The sequence below is a fragment of the Herpetosiphon gulosus genome (assembly GCF_039545135.1).
Taxonomy (GTDB): Bacteria; Chloroflexota; Chloroflexia; order Chloroflexales; family Herpetosiphonaceae; genus Herpetosiphon; species Herpetosiphon gulosus.
Window position 1 is genome coordinate 1 of the sequence record NZ_BAABRU010000039.1, and the last position, 24,047, is coordinate 24,047.

General features: G+C 45.0%; 14 protein-coding genes. 11 read left to right on the forward strand and 3 right to left on the reverse strand.

The window, feature by feature from the left end; genetic code table 11:
• Positions 1–109 precede the first annotated feature (109 nt).
• Both ABEB26_RS25020 and ABEB26_RS25025 read right to left on the reverse strand, forming a co-directional pair.
• Positions 110–2,611 carry an SUMF1/EgtB/PvdO family nonheme iron enzyme gene (locus ABEB26_RS25020; protein ID WP_345724822.1) on the reverse strand — a complete coding sequence of 834 codons (2,502 nt, stop codon included), beginning with the start codon at positions 2,609–2,611 and terminating at the stop codon, positions 110–112.
• Between the two features lie 428 nt (positions 2,612–3,039).
• A complete protein-coding gene (locus ABEB26_RS25025; RefSeq protein WP_345724823.1) occupies positions 3,040–4,401 on the reverse strand; it encodes an IS4 family transposase in 1,362 nt (453 codons plus the stop codon).
• A 454-nt stretch (positions 4,402–4,855) separates the two neighbouring features.
• Here ABEB26_RS25025 and ABEB26_RS25030 point away from each other — a divergent pair, with 454 nt between their 5' ends.
• The 11 genes from ABEB26_RS25030 to ABEB26_RS25080 all read left to right on the forward strand — a co-directional run bounded on the left by ABEB26_RS25030 (position 4,856) and on the right by ABEB26_RS25080 (position 22,204).
• Positions 4,856–7,702, forward strand: coding sequence for an NACHT domain-containing protein (locus ABEB26_RS25030; protein ID WP_345724824.1), 2,847 nt, complete (start codon positions 4,856–4,858; stop codon positions 7,700–7,702).
• Positions 7,703–7,817: 115 nt separating this feature from the next.
• Entirely contained in the window at positions 7,818–8,099 is a 282-nt protein-coding gene (locus tag ABEB26_RS25035; protein WP_345724825.1) for a WXG100 family type VII secretion target, read from the forward strand.
• A 79-nt stretch (positions 8,100–8,178) separates the two neighbouring features.
• A complete protein-coding gene (locus ABEB26_RS25040) occupies positions 8,179–8,970 on the forward strand; it encodes a hypothetical protein (RefSeq protein WP_345724826.1) in 792 nt (263 codons plus the stop codon).
• A gap of 63 nt (positions 8,971–9,033) precedes the next feature.
• A complete protein-coding gene (locus ABEB26_RS25045; RefSeq protein WP_345724827.1) occupies positions 9,034–11,484 on the forward strand; it encodes a hypothetical protein in 2,451 nt (816 codons plus the stop codon).
• Positions 11,477–11,797, forward strand: coding sequence for a hypothetical protein (locus ABEB26_RS25050; protein WP_345724828.1), 321 nt, complete (start codon positions 11,477–11,479; stop codon positions 11,795–11,797). The genes ABEB26_RS25045 and ABEB26_RS25050 overlap by 8 nt, the downstream gene beginning before the upstream one ends.
• A gap of 44 nt (positions 11,798–11,841) precedes the next feature.
• The gene (locus ABEB26_RS25055) at positions 11,842–15,993 is read left to right on the forward strand and encodes an FtsK/SpoIIIE domain-containing protein (RefSeq protein ID WP_345724829.1); all 4,152 of its coding nucleotides are present in this window, start codon (positions 11,842–11,844) and stop codon (positions 15,991–15,993) included.
• A gap of 17 nt (positions 15,994–16,010) precedes the next feature.
• Entirely contained in the window at positions 16,011–16,640 is a 630-nt protein-coding gene (locus ABEB26_RS25060; protein ID WP_345724830.1) for a hypothetical protein, read from the forward strand.
• A gap of 45 nt (positions 16,641–16,685) precedes the next feature.
• Positions 16,686–18,521, forward strand: coding sequence for an FHA domain-containing protein (locus tag ABEB26_RS25065; RefSeq protein WP_345724831.1), 1,836 nt, complete (start codon positions 16,686–16,688; stop codon positions 18,519–18,521).
• 34 nt (positions 18,522–18,555) lie between these two features.
• Positions 18,556–19,785 carry a protein kinase domain-containing protein gene (locus ABEB26_RS25070; protein ID WP_345724832.1) on the forward strand — a complete coding sequence of 410 codons (1,230 nt, stop codon included), beginning with the start codon at positions 18,556–18,558 and terminating at the stop codon, positions 19,783–19,785.
• Positions 19,786–19,807: 22 nt separating this feature from the next.
• Positions 19,808–21,073: a PP2C family protein-serine/threonine phosphatase gene (locus ABEB26_RS25075; RefSeq protein ID WP_345724833.1), complete on the forward strand. Its 1,266-nt coding sequence runs from the start codon at positions 19,808–19,810 to the stop codon at positions 21,071–21,073.
• Between the two features lie 30 nt (positions 21,074–21,103).
• Positions 21,104–22,204: a hypothetical protein gene (locus ABEB26_RS25080; protein ID WP_345724834.1), complete on the forward strand. Its 1,101-nt coding sequence runs from the start codon at positions 21,104–21,106 to the stop codon at positions 22,202–22,204.
• A 108-nt stretch (positions 22,205–22,312) separates the two neighbouring features.
• Here ABEB26_RS25080 and ABEB26_RS25085 read toward each other — a convergent pair whose 3' ends face one another.
• A complete protein-coding gene (locus tag ABEB26_RS25085) occupies positions 22,313–23,776 on the reverse strand; it encodes an IS4 family transposase (protein ID WP_345724835.1) in 1,464 nt (487 codons plus the stop codon).
• Positions 23,777–24,047 lie beyond the last annotated feature (271 nt).

Here is a 24,047-nt window from a genome sequence, read left to right on the forward strand (position 1 = left end):
GTTGGTCGGCGGTCGTTGGTGCGGGTTTGTGTTTTGCTCGTGGCATGGTATCCCCTTACAAGCCTATTCTGGAAATGCTCGTCTTTGGGTTGGGAACCAAATACACACGCTATTGTACAGTCTCCTGGCCGTCGGCGGTAGCGGCTGCGGCAGCTTCCCATTCCGCCTCACTGGCCAGCCTGATGCAATACCCCTGCGGCAAGAGGGGGCCAAGCTGCTCGCTCAACCATTGGCAATACGCCACCGCCGCATACCAACTCACGCCATACACCGGCTGATTCCGGTATTCCTGCTCGGTTTGACGATTCCACCCCCATGGTTCCGTTCGTTCACTGCGTTGCTTCCACGCTAAGCCATGCTTCGTCCACCACGCATCGTTGGTATAGCCGCCTGCCTCGATAAACGCCCGATATTGCTCCACCGTCACCATCAACCGCCCAACCCAGTATTGCTGAAGTTCGACGGTTGTTGCTGGTTCTTGGTCATCCCACCCGCCAATCTGATAGCGCCCCGCAGGAATAAAACGCCAATAGTGTGTACCCTCGCGGCCAAACTGGGTGGAACGTTGCTTCGTCTCCTGGTGCCATTGCTCAATACTTACGGGATAGCGCGGGTCGCCCAAGCCTGCTAAGAGTTCAGCGGCTTTCTGCCGTTCGCGCACCAATAACAGCGCTGGCTCCATCGCTTGACCGTTATAATACTCAAGCGCTGCGTGGGCGTGCGCACGGTCTTCAAGCAGTGTGACCAATCCCGCCCGTAACCGTCGCTGGATACGCTCCACCTTAATCTGCTTGCCGCTTAACAAGCCCCAATCGCAATCCGCCCCCAACTCAGCCGCCAAGATCAGATCACGATACCAGTCATACTGATGCATCTCCCTCGCTTCATAGGCATCGGAATCAACCAAGGTTGTCAGGAGTTGCTCAATTTTGGCACTGCCAAGCCTCGCTTTGGTCAGGCAGCCAACCCCTAAAAAGATCGGTTCGCGCCAGCGGTCATCGCGGCGTAAGGCCAACAGTTGATCGAGTGATTCAGAAAACACCAAGTGGCGACCCGCACTCTGTTCTTGCAAGGTCAAGTGGGCAAAGGCATAGACCCTCCCATCATCCTCCGGCTGAAGCAAGCCACTGCACTGATCGATATAAGCGATACAGCGCTCCGCCGCGCGATAGGGGTCAGCTACGTTGACCCGGGCAAAATACTCCATCAAGGCAAATTGAAGCTCACGGCTTGGAATCCGCCCACGCCCATCCGCTGAGGTGGCGGTTAAGTGGGCCTGATAGCACAACCGATCCAACACCTGATCGCGCACCTCGTCGCCGGTGATCCGATCATCGCCAACCGCCAGCCCCAAGTTCTGCCCGTTGCGACTGGTGGTATCCCATTCGCCCAAGAGTTGCTTCAGGATATCGTCGTACAGACTATGACGGTCGCGTGGCAACACGCCCTTGCGAGCCAGCACAAAGATCATCATGCTCAGTAGCAAGGGATTGTCGGCCATATCCCGTAAGCGATGGCGGTGGGGGTCATGCAACGCCTGCGTCAACTGAATGTCATAGCGCTCAATCGCTTCGTACTCAATCAGGCCTTTCGCATGCAACAACGGAAACCATGTGCGGATAAACTGGGTCATTTGGCCGCCGCTCAAGGGAGCCAACTCGACCATTGGCCACTGCGTGATCTGGCCATACTCCTCCGTCCACGCCCGTGAGCGGCAGGTGATCAGGATACGGGCAGCATAGGCAGTGGCAAACAAGCGCACAAAGGTCAACAACGAGCGGCGATCAAGGCTGTGTTCATTGGCCTCCAGCGGCACTTCATCCAAGCCATCAAAGACAAACAACACCGTGCGCGAGCGATCCAGTCCAGCCTTCAGCAGCTCGCGTGGCTGTTCAAGCCCATAGGTCGTTTGCAGGTGCGCACACACCGCATCAAGCAGCAATCCGATGGTTGGCGTGTCGGTCAGCCCTAAATCCTTCCCCACCAATGCGCCTGCCAAGGTGCGCAAGGGCATAAACACGGGCAACAATCGCTGATGATCATCCCAGCCCAGTAAGCCTGTATGGTGATTCATCTGGTCAAGGCCACGCTGCGCCAAGGCCCACACCAGATGCTTGGCAAAGGTCGATTTGCCACTCCCCGGCGGGCCACACAGCACGAGGTAGGGATGCGCTAAAACGGTTTCCGTCGCCAGTTCGGTGCGAAACAACGACACCCTGCCGGAGTGTGCATCCTTATCCACCGCAATCACGGCGTGATCGGGCAAACAGCGATCAGCACTCAGTTCCTTGGGAATGACAAAGCGCTGTTGGCGATAGGCTTCAGTTTCTTCCGCCGTGAGTGGCCGCACGACCCGCTGCCGTCCCTGCACCGCCAGCATCATATAGGCGGATGCGAGGTCAATCCCTGACGTGAGATGAGATGATCCAACCCCGACTACCCGCAGCGTATTGTGGCTTTTCGTCACTTGCTCCAGGTAGGCGACTAAGCGCTGGCGCTCGGCCTCTTCGGGTGGGCGACCATAGATAATCGTGCCAAGATTGACCCCTACCACGGGGCCGTAGAACTCGGAATCATCAGCATTAACGGAACCAGTGGTGTTCGTAGCCATAGGCACACCCTTCTTTCTTGCGTGGGGCGAATATGGCTTGATTGTAGCGGCAGAAATGGCGTGTGTAAAGCCTAATCGCGACGCTCCGCTCCTCGAAGAACGGTCGCAGGGACTACGCTGTCGAGTAAATTCACGTCTAGTAATAGGGGCGCTCTAAAGCTGCCAGGTTTGGTTTAGCGGGGTTAATCGTGCGCTCGGGTTTGTGATCACCAGCTCTCCATCGACGAAAGAAATAGACTGATTCTCGGCGAAGGATGCATCGGTAGTTATAGCTATAGTCGTGAGTTTTGTCTTGAGGTGTGTAACAAAACCATGGCCATCTATCGGACATCCAACCATGAGGGATGGGAACGATTCCCTCGTATAATCAAGACACGTCTCACCGGTGTGGTGAGTTCCGGAATTCCCCATGCGCATCAAGCTTAGGTTCATGCTGCCGTTAATGCCCGTAAGCGCTGAGCCGTGGTTGGTGGCTGATGCCGTTTGTTTGTCGTCGCCCAGCGCTGGATGAGGGCCGCAAGCCGTGTGAGTACCCGCAAAAACTGCGGCGGATCGGCCTGCGTGCTGGCCAATTCCCCCGCCATCCCCGCGACGATCGGCGCAGCCTTGAACAACCTCCGCTCCGGATCATGCCAACTGCTCGCGGCCAGCAGCCACTGTTGAAACATCAGCCCAATCAATTTGGCATAGATTTCACACAAGACCCGTGCCGGATTCGCCGTGCGCCAGTCATCGATCCGTGCATGGCTTTTCCAGAGCTTAAACAGCAGTTCAATTTGCCAGCGTACCCGCATCACCGTCCAGACCTCGGTCGTGCTGATCAGCCTGCGCGGCACATTCGTGAAGACCACATTCCACTCCGCCAGCGCCAAGGCCGCTGCCGACGGCATCCGATGCTGGTGCTGGGCATGCTGCCGAATCCGTGCCCGGCGCTGATCGGCAACCGCCTGCGTCACCCGCGTGACGACCAGCCGACCGTGTACCTGCTGCTCCTTGCCCACAATGATCGCACAATCCCACGTTGCCACCGGGCCAAGCTCGCGGACAAACGTCGCCAACGGCTGCGCGGCATGTCCCGGATAGGCCACGACGGCGTTGCTGGGCAGGCGGGTGATCCACAAAACCCCCTGCTGATCGTGCTGGCGCAAGCGCTCCAGATGGTAAAACCCGCGATCGGCGAGCAGTACACTCCCCGGCGGCAGATCGCGCTGCTGGAGCGGGAGCGCTCGATCCGCTGCGCGTCCGTTGACCAGATCGAGTGCGGTGATCACACCCGTGAGGACATCGAGCTGCACCCCACATTTCAGGGTTGCCCCGCGACCCGTCGTCGCATTGCCACAGCCGCGCCACGTGCAGGCTAGGGCATCGGGCAAGCCAATGGCTGTGCTGGCATGGACGCACACGCTGGCAAAGCGCAGGAGGATGGGCAGGGTCACGGGATTGGCGGCGATGACAGGGTGGATGCTGGCGAGAACGAGCTGGTGGAGCAGGTCAGCGGTGGCCATGGTGAAGCGCTGATCAATCGCTTGGGGTGAGACATCAACGCCGATCCGGCAGGCCATCTGCGCCAGCTGCTCAACCGTGGCGGTCGGCTGAGCCAGCCAGCCATAGACGAGGGTTTGAACGAGGGTACTGGGAGAGAATTTGGCACGGTCAGGGCGTTTAACATACTGCTGGGCGGCGGTGATTGCCTCGGTCGTCGTGGTCAAGAGTGTTTGCATGGCGTGACTGATCTGCGGTATGATCTCCATCGGATGCTCCTTGGCTATCGTGTTTGGTTGCACAGCCATGATGCCATGGAGCGTCCTTTCATATTAAGCTTGATGCGCATGGGGAATTTACAGTTAATCCCAGATAATAAGAGAAGGCGAAGCAAACCAATGTTAGTCGGAAATGATATAGACGGGAGCCGTGATCTGAACGGCGTAGCCCAACGCATCCAAGCGGCTGAGCAAGCACCGCTAAACCCGATCCTGGTCATGCTGATCTAAATATCGTAGTCTGATATCAGTATATGTTTCTCCATCACGAACGAGATGGTCGATGATGACCAGAATCGTAAGACCAACTGCAATTGCAGCCTTGCTGGCAATCACACCCATGTCCTCATAATGCGGGCTACTGATGCAATTTGCTGGGCAAGTAAAAACGCAGATATGCACCCATGTATTAGGCTTTACACACGCCATTTCTACCGCTACAATCAAGCCATATTCGCCCCACGCAAGAAAGAAGGGTGTGCCTATGGCTACGAACACCACTGGTTCCGTTAATGCTGATGATTCCGAGTTCTACGGCCCCGTGGTAGGGGTCAATCTTGGCACGATTATCTATGGTCGCCCACCCGAAGAGACCGAGCGCCAGCGCTTAGTCGCCTACCTGGAGCAACTGTCTAATAGTCATCGTATCATGCGTGTTGTGGGGCAAGGTTCGTCACATCTTACATCGGGTATTGATTTGGCTTCTGCCTATATGATGTTAGCAGTTGAGAACCGCTACCGACAGATGTTTTTGCTCACGATAGATGAATTTGAGGTGGATCAAACAGACCAATTTTCAATTCCAGAAGAACTCAGTGTTGATCGTTGTTTACCAGATCAGGCAATAGTTCGTGTTGCTCCAAATACCGCAGATACCCTGGCACTCTTTCGTGCTGAGTTAGTAACCGAAACAGTTTTAGAGAATCCGCATCTAGTGTTGTGTGGCCCACCGGGGAGCGGTAAATCGACCTTTGCCAAGCATCTGGTGTGGGCCTTGGCGCAGCGTGGACTTGATCAGATTAACCACTATACAGGCTTACTGGGCTGGAATGATCAACGACGATTGTTGCCCGTTTTAATGCCCTTGCGTCAATTAGCAGGTGCGTTGGTTGGCAAAGATCTAGGGTTGAATGGTACATCAAACATTGGACTGCTCCTTAATGCCGTTTGTGCGCATTTGCAGACCCAATATTGGCTTGATCAGCCGCGCAAGCTTTTAGATGCAGGGCTAGAGCGTTCGTTTAAAGTACTGTTGGTCTTCGATGGCTTGGATGAAGTGCCCCTCGACGCGACGACAGAAAGCCTTGATCGTACCTCACTGTTAAATTTTTTGTACTTATTCGCCAATTGCTACGATGCTCGTATCTTGATCACTTGTCGCTCACGGGCGTGGACGCAGGAGTATCACCATATTACCCATTGGCCGATGGTGGAATTAGCGCCGTTAACGGGAGGCCAAATAACCCAATTTATTAACAATTGGCTCCCTTTGCTACACACCAAGGGCCTGATTGAACACGAGGCCATTGAACGTTATAGTGAGCAGTTACTGCATTCATTGCTTGATCCCCAACGTACAAAATTACGCAAAATGGCCGAAAATCCGTTGTTGCTAAGCATGATGATTTTTGTAATGGTCAGAAAAGGCGTGTTGCCACGCGACCGCCATAGCCTCTACGAAGAAATTTTGCAGCAACTCTTAGGTGAGTGGCATGTTGCTAGCCGTGATGGGCAGAACTTGGGTCAAGCGATTGGCGATGAACAGATTACCGGCGAGGAGTTGCGCGATCAGGTGTTAGACCGTTTATGTTACCAAGCACATTTAAATACAACCTCAAAGGATGGTCGTGGTCGCATACCAAGCCGTGAATTAAAAGCGGAGTTAATGGAGTATTTTGCCCGGGTCAACCTTGCAGACCCCTATCGGGCGGCGGAGCGCTGTGTTGTTTATATCGATCAATGTAGCGGTTTGATTCAGCCGGAGGATGATGGAACGGTGTATGCCTTTGCCCACTTGACCTTGCAAGAACATAGTGCAGGCCGCCACCTGGTATTTTATGAATCGTTGAATCAATTGTTACGTTTACGCCGCGATGACCGCTGGCGTGAACCGATCTTTTTGGGGGTTGGGTGTCTTACCAAAGCGAGCCTCGGTGCCGCGAAAATTGAACAAGTTCTGACCGCATTAGTTGATCCGTATGCGCATGAAGTTGGAGAAATGCACCGATATGATTGGTATCGCGATTTAGTGTTGGCTGCCGAGTTAGGGGCCGATTGCAATTGGGGCTTATTGCGCGGTAAGCAGATTCAGGTCGATAGGATTCAGCGCCGGTTGCGTGAAGGCTTGGGCATGCTCCTCAACGATTATGATCATGCCCAAGCAGCGCTCACACATTACCACGGTCAACCGATGGAGCCAGCACCGTTGCTGGCACGCGAACGACAAAAAGCCGCCGAACTTCTCGCAGGCTTGGGTGATCCACGTTATCCCATAAAAATCGACCAATGGCTGGAGGAAACCCACCAACTTTCCACGAAGTTTGGTCGTGAGGGCAACCACTACTGGCGGTATGTACCTGCGGGTCAGTATCAGATTGGAGGCTGGAAGGCAACAGACCCCACAACAAGCGTCGTGCTTCAGCCATATTGGGTTGGGCGTTTTATGGTGACGGTTGAGCAATATCGAGCGTTTATTAATGCAGGTGGCTACACCAATGATGCGTGGTGGACACCCCATGGCCATGCATGGAAAAACGACTATCAGCGCCATACGCCACACTTGTGGGATACCCAAACAGCGCAAGAATATGTGAATCAACCAGTGTATGGGGTAACCTGGTATGAAGCGATGGCCTATTGTAACTGGCTAAGCGCACAGTTTGGCAATCTGTTGCCGCAGGGTTATCGGATCTGTCTGGCTAGTGAGGCTGAATGGGAAGTCGCCGTCTCCTATAATACCCACGGCTTCCCGCAAATCGCCCCATGGGGAAATCTACCCGCCACACCTGAGCATGCAGTCTATGATTGGAGCAAAGCCCAACGTCCCTTATCGGTTGGTTTAGGGTTGGTGGGTCAAGCGGCCTGTGGCGCACTGGATAGCGTTGGAAATGTCTGGGAATGGACGTCTACACCCTATCAACAGGGTATTCATGGTGTACAGCAAGCGGTGGATGATTATGATAATTGGATGGTGCTACGGGGTGGCTCACATTATGAAGCTGGTATCTATGTTTTCTGCGCACTTCGTCTCAAAGGTCGGCCTGGCAATGGTACTTACAACATAGGATTTCGCTGTCTAATCGCCCCGCGATCATATGTATCGGTTGGATGATGATATAGTACTATAGATCTTCCAAATGCTATAAATAAGCCTTGCAATCCATGAAAGCGATATGGTATATTACGCATATCATTTCTGAATTCATATATAGCTAGGAGGTGGGTCAATGGCAGGTAAGGTTGTTTCGAGTATTGAAGCGGTGAATGCAATCCGTAAATTTAAAGAACTAATTGGGGGGGATTTATTAAATAATATCAATAGCCTTAATGCCCAAGGGCAAATCCTCTCTTCTCCTGAAAATTGGGATGGGCCGCTTGCTGAGCAATTTCGTGAAGGATGGAGCGAAACACACAGTCATCTTATGAAAATGAAGTCGGCACTTGAAGAATTGCAAAATAATATTAATACCATTAACAAAAACATTCTTGATGCTGGTGGTCTGTCTTAATAAACCGCAAGAAATCTCTTATGAAATGGGGTGATAGTCACTATTCACCCCATTTGTGTATGATTAAAGTTAGGTTTCAATGTCAAATAATACAATCCTCCAAATAAGCCAAGAAGAATATTTAGCCTGTATTGGCTTGCTACGATTACCCATTCCGTTGGGGTTGGGCGAAGATCCAAGCGCTGGGTATACAGAAGAACTGCTCAATATTGTCTTGATGGTTGCCATGGGGAGTCTCTCCGCCCATAACATTGTTGACCAGCAAGCCGAGGTCATGGTTATCCACCCGGAATACAGCGACCTACTTAGTATTCCATCGTTGGCTGATAGCTGTCTCTTAGTAAATGGAATCGATCACGAAAAAAATACAACCGGGTATTACTATTTTCATAATCAGCAAATTGTATTTCATTCATCTCCTAAAGATCGCGTCCATCGGCTTGAATATCAATCATCACTGACCCAAGTGATTAATCATTGTGTCAATGTGCTTTCACCAACTTCAACACACAATCATGCAACCCAATTTCGGATTCATGCCAATGATCTGAGTTCCGTACTTGAGGCAATCTCGGTAGGACAAACGCAAACTGCGGTAAGTATTTTACGAAGAAGTGGCATGGCCCATGATAGTCTTGCTTTTTTTCTTGATTCGTTAGGGCTAAACCCACAGCGTTATGCGTTTGTCCGATTTAAAGGATTGCAATCGCCAGAGCCGAATGTAAAAAGCTTTGTTGTTTTTCAAGGGCTAGGAGAAACGTGGTGCGCCGAACAACTCCTAAATAATGGTGATGATTCTATGATGGCTGTTTCAACTGTTACAAGCGACGATCTCTATACTCGGCTCTTACAACTCGTTGAATCGATGTAACCCTACTCGCACTGGTGTCCAAAGTTTGTGATACTAACTGACCGTAGATGAGGTGTATTAGCTATGAGTAGTATAGTTTCAGCAAGCCCAGATGATCTTCAGCGTTATTCAGAAGAGGCTTCAGCACTTAATCAACACCTGCATAGCGAAGCAAATCGCTTAGCATATTCACTCGATCGGTTTGCTGCTACCTGTCGTGAATATAGAACTGGTGTAGATAGTGCGCTTGCTGATGCACTTCATGCTCATGCCAATCGGGTTCAAGAGATGGATTCATGGGTCGGCCAAGTTGGTTCAAATATTGCCCGCGCAGGTTCAGAAGGATCGCTTGGCCAATGGACATGGAAACCTTCTGCTCCCTTTTCTAAGGCAATGATTGGCGCTGTTGGTGGGGCTATTCTTGGTTTAAAAGCCATCGATCATCAGAATGGACGAACAGGAATTATAAACCGACCTCCACCAGCAACATTCGAGGCATCTAAGCTTCGTCCTGTATTGGTCATGGCGGGTGTTGTTGGGGCTGCAATTGGGCTACCGTACAAGCAGCATTTTTTTGGGGAATGGATTCAACAACAAGCACGTAAGCGGCTTCTGGCTATTGGTCGTTGGGTTACGGATGCCCGTACCTTGATGGCCCCCATGTGGCAATACCTTAAGGAATTTAAAAATATATTGGCATTTGCTGGGGCCAAACCAACGAGCTTTTCTGCCTCACATAGCCACGCCGCAACGACGGCAACGCAGACTATCCAAACCACAACCAAGCAATCAAGTTTATTAAGTCGGGCCATTAACAGAAGTGAACAACTGGTAAAACAGGGTGCTCGTTTTACGATCAATACCACAAAACAAATAGTGCAGGGCACACAGCACTGGATAAAATCCCAAGCGCGTTTGATCAAACAATTTGCTACGAAACTTGGAAACGCATTTAAAATCACGCTCAACCTGATTGGAACGTCGGCTAAAACGCTTTTTAAGGTAGCAAAATCCTTGGGGAAGCTTACGCTTCAAGCTACCAAAACTGCGTTTAGGTGGCTTGGGAAGGCAACATATTATGCCGCAATCCAAACAGGTAAATTTGTTTGGCAGGTAAAAAAACAGGTAATGCTTGGATGGGATGTGATTAAGCAGGGGGCCATTAGTGCCTGGAATACAACAAAACGCTATACATCTATCGCATTAAACTGGCTGAAAGAAAAATCAATCTGGGCTTGGGATTTATTTGTGCAAATAAATTATCAGGCCTTAGCTGAATTACTACTTTTCGTACTTCCAGCAATTGAATCATTTTTCTATAACTATAACAAGCGAAATTTATTTTTTTTGACAAATATGCCAATAAATTCAAATCTATTAATCATGAATTTACTAATTGGTGCTTTATTGTTAACAATATTGGTGACATCGATAGATACGAAATTTCGTCCTGATAAGCGTAATCATAATGATCAAGATTTTATTTTATCAGCTATATTTCGGAGATTTATCGAAATTCCAGATAAAGCTTTAAGTCAAGCTAAAAAATATACCTTATTTAAACAATTAGATGAAACCTTAGCTCAAGTACAAATAGCCATGAATAAAGGAACTAATATACGAGAATATGGTAAATTGGATAATGTTATTCCTTTTGGTGAAGAGCAAGCTAGCGATAAATATGGACGTTATAGTCCTGATATTTTAGTAAAAGGTAATAATCAACTTATTAGCCCATATCAAAGTTATGGGAGTAATGGAATTCTTTATAGTGAACAACTATCGTTGGCGCTTGTCAACCAAAAAATGATTGACGGCAAACCAACGATGGTTTATGCCTATGGAACTAATGGACTAAATCCTGACACTGCCGGTTCAGGAACCTATGCCACAACGTTGGCAGTTGAACAAACAGCCCAAGGAGTTCGCGAAGGAAATAAATATTATGAAACAATTCGGCAAAAGTTTTTAGATAGCATTGAAAATGATATTCCTCCAGGATCTGAAATCAATATGACTGGACACAGTATGGGGGCTGGAACCAATATGCTGCTTTTAAACGATCCCACGGTTATTGATGCCCTCAGAAAGCGCAATATTAAGGTTGCGAGTGTCGTTAATTTAGAAATGGTTCGACCGATTGGGAGCGAGACATTAAAAGATCCCTATTTTAGTGACACCGTTATTCACGATTATGTTGACCCTGAAGATAGCTTTGCAACCGGGCGAGGGGCAGGCCATGCTCCGACCGTTACGAATGGGACTGCTGCCAAAAATCATACTATTTTAAACGTTGATGAACCAGATTCTTTAAAAGATGAGGATAATCCGCTTGAATCACATCAAGCCAAAAAGAAAATCTATCGCGACAATCAAGGAAATCCATATTTCTTGCCATTTGAGATTGATCCAGCGCATACCAAATTAATCAAACGCTATGGTCAAGAACATCCTAATTATCGTAAGCCGGTTCTGATTGACCATTCAACTCCGCAGGATCGGCCTCAAATTCAAGGAGGCCCAGCGTATGCCTAACTGGAATAATGTTGTTTGGAATGTCGTTGATGCAGAAACGGCTATGGCAGCACTCAAACGGGCGATCCGTCAAATAGAACACAGTATCAGTGAGCGTACTATGCTCGCTCAGACTGCTCAAGCTAATTGGCAAGGGCCGCATCGCGATATCTTTGATCAACGTTTGAGTCGCAATATAGCAGATGCCTATGACCTTATCGATAGCCTTGAGCGTGCCTATCGTAGAATTTTCCAAGCCAATCAAGAGGCAATTCTTGAACAGCGTCGCCGAGAACAGGATCGGCAGCGCTGGGAGCAAGACCGCAAAAGTTAAGGGTTTGTACCGCAAGCAATAGCCTAAACAGCTGAGGAATATCGATGTTTAATCGCCAATTATTTAACCGACCACCACGGATTCGACCTCAATGGGAAGCTCAAAAAATTCAAATTCCAACCCCACCTCCACCACTGCGTGAAATTCCGATGAATTGGTTTGGGTTATTAATTCCCCTAATTACAGCAACATTATTCCTCGTAGGTGGGGTAGTTATTGCTGGAAGAGCAAGCTCAAACACGGTAATAATCAGTGGAATAATAATGATAATTGGCGCATTATTAGGTTTCTTTCACGCGATTCGTGCAGCTAATAAACAAAGAATTGATCAAAAGAACGAATATATAAAGCGTAAGGTTTTTTTCGATAATCGTCTAGTCGATGCTCGTAACACCATAGAATATTTAAAAAATCGTGAACTTAGTACGCGCTTTTACCTTAACCCACCATTAGATTTTTTAGAACGCATTGCCAAGGTTGATAAAGATATTATTATCAATCATACCGTATTTCCTGCACTCAAATCTATTGGATTTGATAAAAAAGATATTCAATCTGAAAGCCGTCTATGGGAACGCCGCAGTTATGATCAGGATTTCTTAGATATACGAGTTGGCTCTGGTTCAGTTCCATTTAGTTCAATGATCGAACTTCCTCCAACATCGCCAGATCTGGATTCAGACTTAGAACAGCAACTCTTTGAGCTTAAAGCCGAAAATGAACAGTTACATGATATGCCAATAACATTCTCGTTAGCGAAGTACGGGTCATTAGGTGTAGCTGGGAATCCATCAATCACGCTTCCAGCACTGCATGCCCTACTATGGCAGATTGCTATCTTTCATTCTCCTGAAGACGTTATGATCGCAATTATTCATAAAAATGATCAAAATAGCAAGGATTTATGGAAGAATTGGGATGCACTTCCGCATGCAAATAGACTTATTGCCTATGATGATGATGCAATCAAAGAGTTGTGTGATTATCTCTTAAATGAATTAAGTAATCGCCGAGAACAAAAGAATAGAAACGATAAAGGGATAGAAGGATCGCTATTCCAAAGTATTGTTCTCGTAGTTGACGATCTCAAGCGGATAGAAAATCAACCCATATTGAATGAAATTATGAGAATAGGCCCAGAATTTAATATGGCAGTGATCTTTCGTTGTAATGAATGGAATACTATACCTTCCGAATGTCGTTGTGTTCTTGATATAAAATCTGAAAATGAGATTCGATGGACTTACTCTGGTCATGTTTGGCAAAAAAATATTAGTAAAATTGATACGATAGATGATATTCGAAAAAATATTACGTTATTTCGCTCGCTTGATTCATTAGAATTAGTTCGGATTGGCGAAAATCAGTCTATGCCTCGGACTGTCCGTCTCTTAGAGTTACTGGCTATTGATAATTTACATAATCTAACCTTCCCGCCTCAATGGGAATTTGATCCAGACCCTGCACGAGGGTGGCATTCAGTTCCAATTGGCAAAATAACCGATCAAGAATCGCTTTTCCTTGATTTATATGAGCGCGAGCATGGCTCCCATGGGATTATTGCTGGCATGACGGGTGCGGGTAAGAGTGTCTTGCTTCAAGGCTTAATTAGCGCATTAATCCTGTATCATGCCCCCAAAAGTCTTCAGTTATTCCTGATCGATTTTAAAGGTGGGGCAGCCTTGGGGATTTTTAGTAAAATCCCTCACTGTGCTGGCTTTGTTTCGGATCTTGGTGGCCGATTAGCTGAACGGGCAATTATTGCGATTAAGAGTGAAATTGAACGACGGAAAAAAATATTTGATACTGCCCATAAGGAACTTAAAATAAAAGTTGAAAATATTGGTGAATATCGTCAAAGAGCGATTCCCGAGGGGAAAGAGGCATTGCCTAATTTGTTGATTGTTGTTGATGAATATGATGAGATGGTTCAACAACACCCGTGGTTTGTTGATGAGCTGGCTCGTGTCGTCAAACAAGGCCGCTCTCTGGGTGTTCATTTACTGATTGCGACTCAACAACCATCGCGAATTGTGAAGGATACGATTAAAACTCAATTAAAATATTATATTGCCTTACGACTTGGAAGTGGTGAAGATAGTCGTGAGATGATTGGCAAAATCGATGCTTCATTTTTACCAAGTAATATCCCTGGGCGTGCCTATTTCCGATCTGGCGCGATTGATGCCCGCCTATTTCAAGTCGCTAGCGTGATTGAATCTTATATTAATGATGATAATGAGGTTAAAATTGTTAAGCAGACCGATCCAAAAACTGGGATTACCACCATTAAGAAAGAAAAAAATAAGGATACACGTCATGGCAAAACAGACCTTGAAGTGCTTGTTGATCAATTGTACAAACATACTCCTGAAATTATCCAACGGATGGGATGGACTCCACGGGCAATTTGGCAGCCGATCCTGCCCGCTAATCTCTCATTAGGCGATGTCTGTGTCGACCCTGAATCAAGTATTCAAGCCTTATCGCAAGCTATTGAAGAAGAAATCCCCAACGTTTTGGCTCAACAATGGAGTAAGCATCCAGATTATACGCTTGAATGTGTTATTGGCATGGCAGATATGCCTCAAGTGGCACGCCAAGAGTCATTTAAGCTTATGCTTAAAAATGGTCACTTGGCTATTTTGGGCGAACCAGGAAGCGGAAAAACGACGTTGCTCCGAACCATATTGACGAGCCTTGCTAGTACATATTCACCACAAGATGTCTGGTGTTATGTTATTGATGCTGGCGGACAAGGGATGCGACCTTTTGAAGATCTTCCCCATCTTGGACATGTCATTGATGTTCGCGATCGTGAACGCGTTACCCAATTATTCAGGGTGATAAATCGAACTATGAAAACTCGTGAAGATCAATTTCGTACCCAGAATGTTGAAACCCTCCAAGAGTATAATCATAAAAATCGAAATGGACGAATTCCAGCTATTGTTATGATGATCGACAAATATGCACTCCTCCACTACGAATTTATGAATACAAAACCTATTAACGAAACAATATTGGATGATCTTACGCAAATGGTTCGGCAGTGTGCAAAGTTTGGAATTTATCTCGTCGTTACTGCTGATACTATCCGTGATATTCCCTATAAACTATTATCATTATTTAGCCAACGTATAGCCTTGTGTCTCCGAGAAGCCCAGGAATATAGCGAATTTCTCGGTACACGAGTGGTAAATCCAATTCCTTCTGATATCCCTGGTCGTGCATTAAGCATCATACCCAATGTTGGATTATCGGAAATCCAAGTTGCGATACCATATCTTGAGCCTAGAAAAAACCAGACCGTGCAAGATAGTGCTGAAGAGAATGATGAAACCCTTGTCGAGGCTCCCAGTATCTTAGATAATGGCCTAATTGAATATATTAAAATAATAACTCAGAAGATTAAAGCAGCTAACTATACAATCGGTGCTCCTGAAATAGCTTTACTTGCTGAGTTTTCATTAAACGAAATTCTTGAGCAAACTAATAAGCTGCATCTACAAGATAATACGATTGATATTCCTATTGGAAAGGAAAAAGAGTATATGGAGCGTATTTCATTGTTATTAAATCGAGATAATCCGCATATACTTATCTATGGAAAGAAAAAATCAGGCAAAACAACAACTATTGCGTCAATACTAAAATCTATTATTCATCATTATGCTAACGATGAATTAGTATTCGCGATTCTTGAAAGAGATGATAGAATTCAAAGATTCTTGAATACATTAAACCAAGAAGGATTTCAAGTTTATACAAATATAGAGGAAATTGCCGATCTATTAGGGAGTATCTCTGATTTGAATGCCAATACACTTAATAATAAGAAAATTTTTGTTATTATGGATGATTATAATCGATTAATTAAAGGTGAATATATTGATCAATTTACGAAAAATACAGGAACATTATTACATAATGCTCTACGTATTGTTAATAACAATCGATATAACAATACACATTTTATTATCTCATTAAGTAATGAACCTAATGGTGATTTTATTCGAAGAATAGATGAGAATAAAAATGGCATCATTTTATGCCCTCAAGAATTCATTGGCGATGAATTATTTGGTTCGAGAATTCCATCAGGATATTCGAATGATTCATATACATCTGGAAGGGGAATATTAATGACTGAAGGAGATAAGCATAATATTCAAGTTGGTTATGTCTCATTGTAATATATAACGAGGATATAATGAGTAATAAATCAATTGCAATAACGCTTAAGTGGAATATAGGATTGACGGAATTACAGAAAGAAATAGAATTAGATTCAGATATTACTCTAAATAGCATATTTTCAATGCTACTTCAAGAAACAAATATGGATTCGTATGAAGATAATATACATATATACGAAGTGCGATATGGCGATAAAATGGGTAACCCTCTCGCATGGAATAAGACATTTCAGCAACAAAATATTCGTAGTAATAGTGAATTATGGTTACTTGATCGGCGTACAGTTAATGATCGAAAAAATGTAGAACCTCGTTGTATTTTTATTCTTCCAACAGGAGAGGAAATACTTATACCAAAGAATGGAATTACACTTCATAGACATTTTTTTATTCAGGCATTAAATGCTTATAACCCGCAAGAATATAATTCTATTACGGATAATTCTCCGTATATCACGCTACCAAGAACAAGTCAATCACATTTGACGTATGATCATGATCATAAAAAATGGATAATTTCTAGTAGACATCAAAACATTTCAGTTAATGGTGTTTCAATTTACGAAACTGGAAAAAAACAATTATCTCATGGAGATATTATGATGATAAATGGCTTAAAAGTCATCATCCACATTTTAGATTAGCCAATATATTTAGTACTCTAGTTACTAGAGATAAGGACATCAGCAATGCGATATCAACGACTGCTTTTGGTTATACTGCTCTTGTTAATCCCTACCTTTACCGCAGCCCAATTAGAGGCAACACCGATTATCATAGAAAATATTGATACCAATCAATACCCAAATATAACTATTGATTTTCGTTATCTGGATAGAAGGTCGTTGGGTCGCAGCACCTTCAACGCTGAAGACGCACAAATTACCATTGATAAGAACGCGATTACGCCCGTTGAACGAATTGAAACGATCAAATCACCATTAGCTGTTTCAATTATCGTTGATACAAGTGCTGCAATGAATGATCAAAGTACGCCTGCGAGCAATCGTTTCAATGACATGTTTGAACAAATTCAAACATTAATTTCAATGTTGAGACGGGATACAGAGATCAATATTATTAGTTTTAATCCTGCGATTAGTATTCAAACTATCCCACCAAATGATGATATTGCCTTACTCAATGCCTTGGATCTCCTATCACGCAATGGTATGTCATCTGAAGACCCACAAGTCGCGTATGGCCTTGATGAGGCTGTTCGAACTGGTATACGCCAGCTTCAAGATCATCAAGGGCCAACTGCAATCATTGTTTATGCCGCAGGAGTATCTGGATACAACCCTAATAGCAATTTGATTGATCAGTTTGCTGAATCCGCCGAAAATCCGCCGTTTGGTATGGTTGTAGGGTTCGGCGCAGACCAAGATGGTCAATTTACAACCTACCCAAGTAACCCGGCTGCACTCCAAGCCCTTGCGGAAATAGCTCAATGGCAGTTCATTGCCTATTCGCTCCCTAATTGGGACACAAACGCCATGGAGTTACTTAATACCCAAATGCAAGATCACTACAATCAACTGCTTAATAGTCAAACAAGTTATCGTATTCATATAAGTGCTCCGCCATTAACCGCAGGTGATCATCTGCTCCAACTGGTTGTTGGCTCAGCCGTTGCCACAAAACCTTTTTCAATCACCAATGTGCCGCCTCAGATTAAGGTTGTTCCTGAATCCTTGACTTGGGATAGCGAAACGACGCTAACAGTTGATGTTGCATACACCCAGAATGATATCCAATCAATTGAATACTTGATGAATAATATTGTGATTGGCTCAAGCACCACCGCACCCAACTTCCCCCTGACGATTGATCCCTATGATTCTTCGTATGGATTAATCCCTCATTCAATGATCACCCTCCAAGCTGCCGCGACCGATACCCAAGGCTTGGCAAGCCGCAGTGAGCCAGTAACCATTACCCTCTTGCCAGCAAAATCATCCCTTCCATGGATTGGAGCAGGCATTCTTGGGATCATCATTCTTGGCGGTATGGGAGGGGGTTACTACTTCTTCAATCAAAACCGTAAAAACCGGGTACGGAAAACCAATGTTAACCGTCCCTTTAATCCTGATGAAGCAATAACGAATCCCGCAGATGGATCAATCAACGATAAGAATGGAGGATATAATTTCTCACACGAAACAAAACCTAATGATATTACGTTAGGTTTTACCCAACAATGGGAGCTGGAGATTCTAGAACCGGCCTCATTAAAAAGGAGGTTTCCACTAAATAACGAAATCATTCATATAGGACGACATCGATTAGATGATTTTACGATTATCATCGATGACGTGACCATATCGAGAGATCATGCCTACCTCCGACTCAATAGACAGAGTATAACTATTTATGCCAATCAGAGCCTGAATGGTACTTATATTGAGGATGCTCAAGGAAGAGCACAACCCCTAGAAGCTAATCAACCATACCCATTACAGCACGGAAGTATTTTTTGGCTTGGGACGGAAGTAAAAATGCGGCTAACCAAGGTAAATCATTAAGCTATTTGAAGGGATTTCGACGAGGTAAGAAATTATGAATCATGATACACAATGGATACCATTAATTGATCCAGGTGACTATATTGATGAATATAACGAGTATCAAATTGTTAATTTAATCCAAGCAGGTGGGTGTGGGTGTGTTTACCTGGTTCGGGCAATTAATCCCGATGCCAATGAGCAAATATCATTAGATACAATAAGGAAACAATATCATTATGGATTAAATGTAGAACATATTAGAAAATGGAATCTTGCTGCATTGAAAATAGCAAGACCTGATGGGAAATATAATTATACAACTCATATTGTTGATGAACATCGATATCTCCAAATGATAAACCATTCATCAGTTGTAAGTCTATATAGAAACCCTTTTCGTAAAACAACAAATCATTATCGTGGCGAATATAAGCCTGTTTCCTCAAAAAAAATTACTTCTACTAATGGAGTTAGTTACGATTATAAATATATTATAATGAATTTTGAATGTGGTGGTTCGCTTCAGTCCTATCTTCAAGAGATACAGCGCCCATTAAATCAATATCAGGTGGTTGGATTGATTATCCAGATTGCTAATGTATTGAATTATTTACATAAAAATATTGGAATAGTACATCGTGATATTACGCCAAAAAATATATTATTCCGTAATCCAATTTCTATGTGGCGATATACTATTCCTGAGATTGTGCTAATTGACTTTGGTTGTATAGAAACTTTAAATCATAAATATAAATTAAGAAGTATCCCTTTTACTACTTTTCCATATGGTGCGCCAGAAATTGAAAAAAATATGAATGCACATCACATGAATGATATTTATAGTCTCGGTATTATATTTTATGAATTGCTTGCGGGATTTTCAATTAATAACAAGGTTATTCTATCATTAGATCAAGTTAATTCTAAAATAAACAAAGATTTGGCATCAATAGTAATGGATTGTATTAATCCTGATGTAAACGAGCGAAATAAAAAAATAGGTAGTGCTGAGGAATTAATAAAAAAAATCACACTATTTAGTGATCAAAAACGCTCTGGAATAAAAAGAAAAACCCCAAACTATATCAAGATAATTGCAGTCATTATTATAGCTTTGATCATTATCTTGAGTATCATATTAAGTATCAATCTTATACAGATACAATCCAAAAAAGTTGATACTTTGACATCTATACCATCAATTACAAGTCTACCTTTAGCGACACCAAGCCCTTTGCCAACCGCAAAACCGACAACGACACGTATTCCACAACCATAATTTATAGCATTGAAAGAGCTTTATGATGCAACCAATCATAACTTTATATCGATCAATCGTTAAACCTTCAAGGACTCTAGAATACGGTCACAAAGCTAATATTGGTTATAACATGACGAAAGATGAGGATAGCTCATTTTTAGGCAACACAACCTATGGTATGGTCGCTATCTTAGCTGATGGTATGGGTGGAGGAGAAGATGGAAAAAAAACGAGTGCACTAGTGGTTAATGATATCAAGAGCACACTAATGCGGATTGAATTAAAAAAAATCGAATCAACGCTTAAAGAAAAATATGAAATAATTAGTAATAAGATACGAGAAAACTATAAAGGTAAATCTGGATATTCAGGATCAACACTTATTTGCTTCCTTATAGAGCAACGTGATTCAGAATTCTATGCTCATATCACAAATATTGGTGATAGCCGTGTCTATCGATTACGAAATGGTAAAGATTTACAACAAATAACGATTGATCATGATGACGAATCGGGGAAATTGACGCACTGGATGGGCGCTTCAAACATAGATTTTAATTCTATACCTGACTTCTATCATTTTTTTCCTATTCAACAAGATGATGTTTTTTTGATTTGTAGCGACGGTGTTAGCGATTTTATTGCTGATGAAGAAATTATTCGTATCCTTAAAAAATACTCACCAAAAATAGCTGCAAAAAAGATATGCTCTATAGCAAAATATTGTCAAAAAGAAAAACGAGGTAAGCTAGAAGATAAATATAGAAGAGGAGATAATATTACCGCGATAGTTATAGGTCGTCCTATACGATCTCGATTTTTAATAATTATTGCTGTAATTATATTTTTAGGATTTCTAGGATTCTTAGGATTGAAATTAGATCCTTATAATTTAATTTCAATTGAAAGTTCTGGCCTACCCAAATCATCATTAACGGTAACTCCCTTAAAGATAACGAATGTTCCTATTGTGGAGCCAACCAACCAAAGTTCTTATCCAACTGTAACCCGGCTTCCCTCGGTTACACCAACAAATACACCAACAAATACACCAACAAATACACCAACAAATACACCAACAAATACGCCAGTACCTGCTACAAAAATCCCCATTATTAATCCTACAGTTATTGGTGTTACGCCACTACTAACCAATGTTCCTGTTGCACCAACGGATGTTCCTGTTACACCAACGGATGTTCCTGTTACACCAACGGATGTTCCTGTTGCACCAACGGATGTTCCTGTTGCACCAACGGATGTTCCTGTTGCACCAACGGATGTTCCTGCTACGTCAATACCATAAATCGATTTCAATTATCAATAGGAGTTTCTGATGCGAAAAATAGTATCCATAATCAATACCTTGTGTTTAATCTTTATCCTTGGTGCTTGCGGTAATGCTAATCAACCCATTCAACGGGTTACAGTAACACCAATTAATCAATCTACAAATTTAGCTACACCACCAACACATTCAGCCAATCAAGATTCAGTAATTTCGGATCAGTTGGATGTTGCGCGTTCGGCATTAATCCGAAATGATTTTGAACATGCTGTACTTATTCTGGATACACTAAGGCATGATAATCCAAAAAATACCGAAGTTGATGAATTATTAGTCAATACCTACATATCTTGGGGCGATGCAATCCTAAGTAAGCCTGATACCACAATGACTGAGGTTCGCCAAGCATATAATCGCTATCAGGATGCATTTGAAATTTTAGATCCGAATAGCGATCTCTATCAAAAAGTCAAGACAAAGGTAACCATTACAGGTGGCTATTTAGGTATAATCGATAGATTGAATGAAAGTGAGTCAATTGAAGATCTTTCAGAGCGCGATAGATTGATTCAATCGTTGCTTAGCGAAATAGACAACATAGCTCAAAATATGCCTGAACTACCAAATCTGAACACGAATCAAGCAGCTATTTTGCTGGCTGCAGGGAATATACAAATCGATTTTGCCAAAAATCAGCCATCACGAGAGGCAAAGAAACCATATTGGGAAAAAGCTAACGGTTATTGTAGCCAAGCCAAAAGCCTTGAACCAAATGATTCTCAGCTCAAGAATGATATTAACAAATGTCTTGATTCAGCTAACCCGCCATTACCTACGCGCGTGCCACCAACCTCAATCCCAACCCCACTCACACCCCCAAAATTACGTTTTATGAAACTCAATGAGGATGATGATCCAACCTGTGTTTCTATTCAGATTGTAGGAATTAATACTGCCGGATGGTATTTTACAATTGATGGAACCAATATTAACCCTGGCTATTTTAGTGGTCAAAATGCCCGAACTTGTGGGCTTGGTTATAAACAGGAATATACATTTACAGTACGAAATAGCCAAGGTGCTTCGGTTATTGGGGGGCAAGGTGTAACAACTATAGGCGGGGCGATCATGTTTGCTGAATGGAAGTAGAAGGAGAGCGCAAAAAACTCGGGGGCATGCTAAGTCGCGACATGATCATGTCGCGACTTAGCATGCAGGGGCGTATCCGGGTTAAACCCAAGACCACTCAAATAAGGGTTATGGCGCTGGGCACTGCGTCCATTGGAAGGGCGGTGGTCGTCCCGGGTCACGGATCGGGTCGCCCGTCAGCGTGACCCGACAAATGGCATCATCAAAACATCCCCTGAGTTGGTTCCGCTGCACGTGGTCTGGGCCTTTCCGCAGAAATTTCGTCATTTTTTGCTTGACCACGCGCGGATTAATCCGAAAACGCCGTTTGGGAAGAATCATCGTAGCACACGCATCTAGCAGCCGATGATACAGCCGTTCATGGTCGGCGGTGGGTGTTTGTTGAAACTCGCGCAGCGTGGCTTGGATTTCCTGCACCACCAGGACAAAACTGATGCGGTCTGGGTCACACGCCCCATAGGTTCCGGCATCGTGCATGACCGCGCGAATGGCATAGTGGGCAAGGACAAGACCATAAAACTCCTGAATAACCCCAACTGGTTTCTGGCTGCGAAACCGTTGCTGGGTTGCCCGTTGCTGGGTATCGATTTCATCGATCATCAGTTCCACCTCCCAGTGTTCGTGATATGCGCCAATGATGGCCCGCGCCGGATACTGCACCGGGTCAAGCAGGGTCGTAATGAGCCGATGGACGGTTGTTGGGTCACCCAATGCTGGCATAGACAGTTGATAGCTGATCATGCGAACCGTCATGCCGGAGAGCTTTTCCCAACGACCATGATTCGGCGGAAAGATCGTTACCAGGACAGACCCATCCGCGAGCACCGTCTGAACGCGCGGACGCAGATGTTTGCCAATCCGTCCGACGATCTGGGCACCACGCTCTTGCGCTGCGGTAAGTAAGGCATGCGAATGAAAGCCACAGTCCCACAATAAGAGCATGCCTGGGCCAACAGACCGCAGAAGCCGTTTGCCAATCGACCACTCCGAGGTGCGACAGGGCCAAATTCCCGCATCAACGATCGCATGGGTTCCGCACTCGATCAGATAGAGCAGTTTGGCTTGGGGAAACGCGCCAGGGCCACGCCGACTGCCTGGACGGCCAAAATACGCCGCATTGGTTGGTGTATCAGCCACATCTTCGATGGTTCCATCGAGCGCCATGAGTCGTAACCCAAACAAGAAGGCTCCTGGCGTTGTGGGTGTGGCACGCGGGCGGCAGATCCGGCGCATCAGCGTATGGAGGGGACGAACGCCGAGTTGATAGCGTCGATAGGTAAAGGCTCCGCTCTGAGGGATCGGTGGCAGTGGTTCCGATGGCCAGATCCACCGCAGGCCACGGGTCAAATGGCGATAGACGGTGGGAATCGCACAGTGCGTCCAGATATTCATGGCAATCAGCAGCCAGACCATTGTCCGCATCGTCAGCCGACGATGGCGCTGTTCGATGCGGTGGGTCTCTGCAAGCACCTGATCAATAAGGGGAGCGGGAAGCACACGGGCAAAAATATCAACGGTCACTTGGCTAGCGAGCTTGTCATCAGGTGAAATTTGGCGTATGGTAAAGGGCATCGCGACCTCCGTGGATAGGGAAAGCAGTGGGATGCGTTCAGTATCCCATGGATGGTCGCGATGCCCGTATATGCAGTAACACCAGCCAGCATATTCCTTATTTGAGTGGTCTTGGGCTTAACCCAATGCCGTTCAAATAAGGAGTATGGCTCCCATCCTGCGCAGCCTCCCCAACCGGAACAATGCCACAATTTCACGATGGTGTTTGTGGATGTCCGCGTGCGCGTCGGATACGTATTGGTGATAACGGTTCACTGACCATCATGACCGC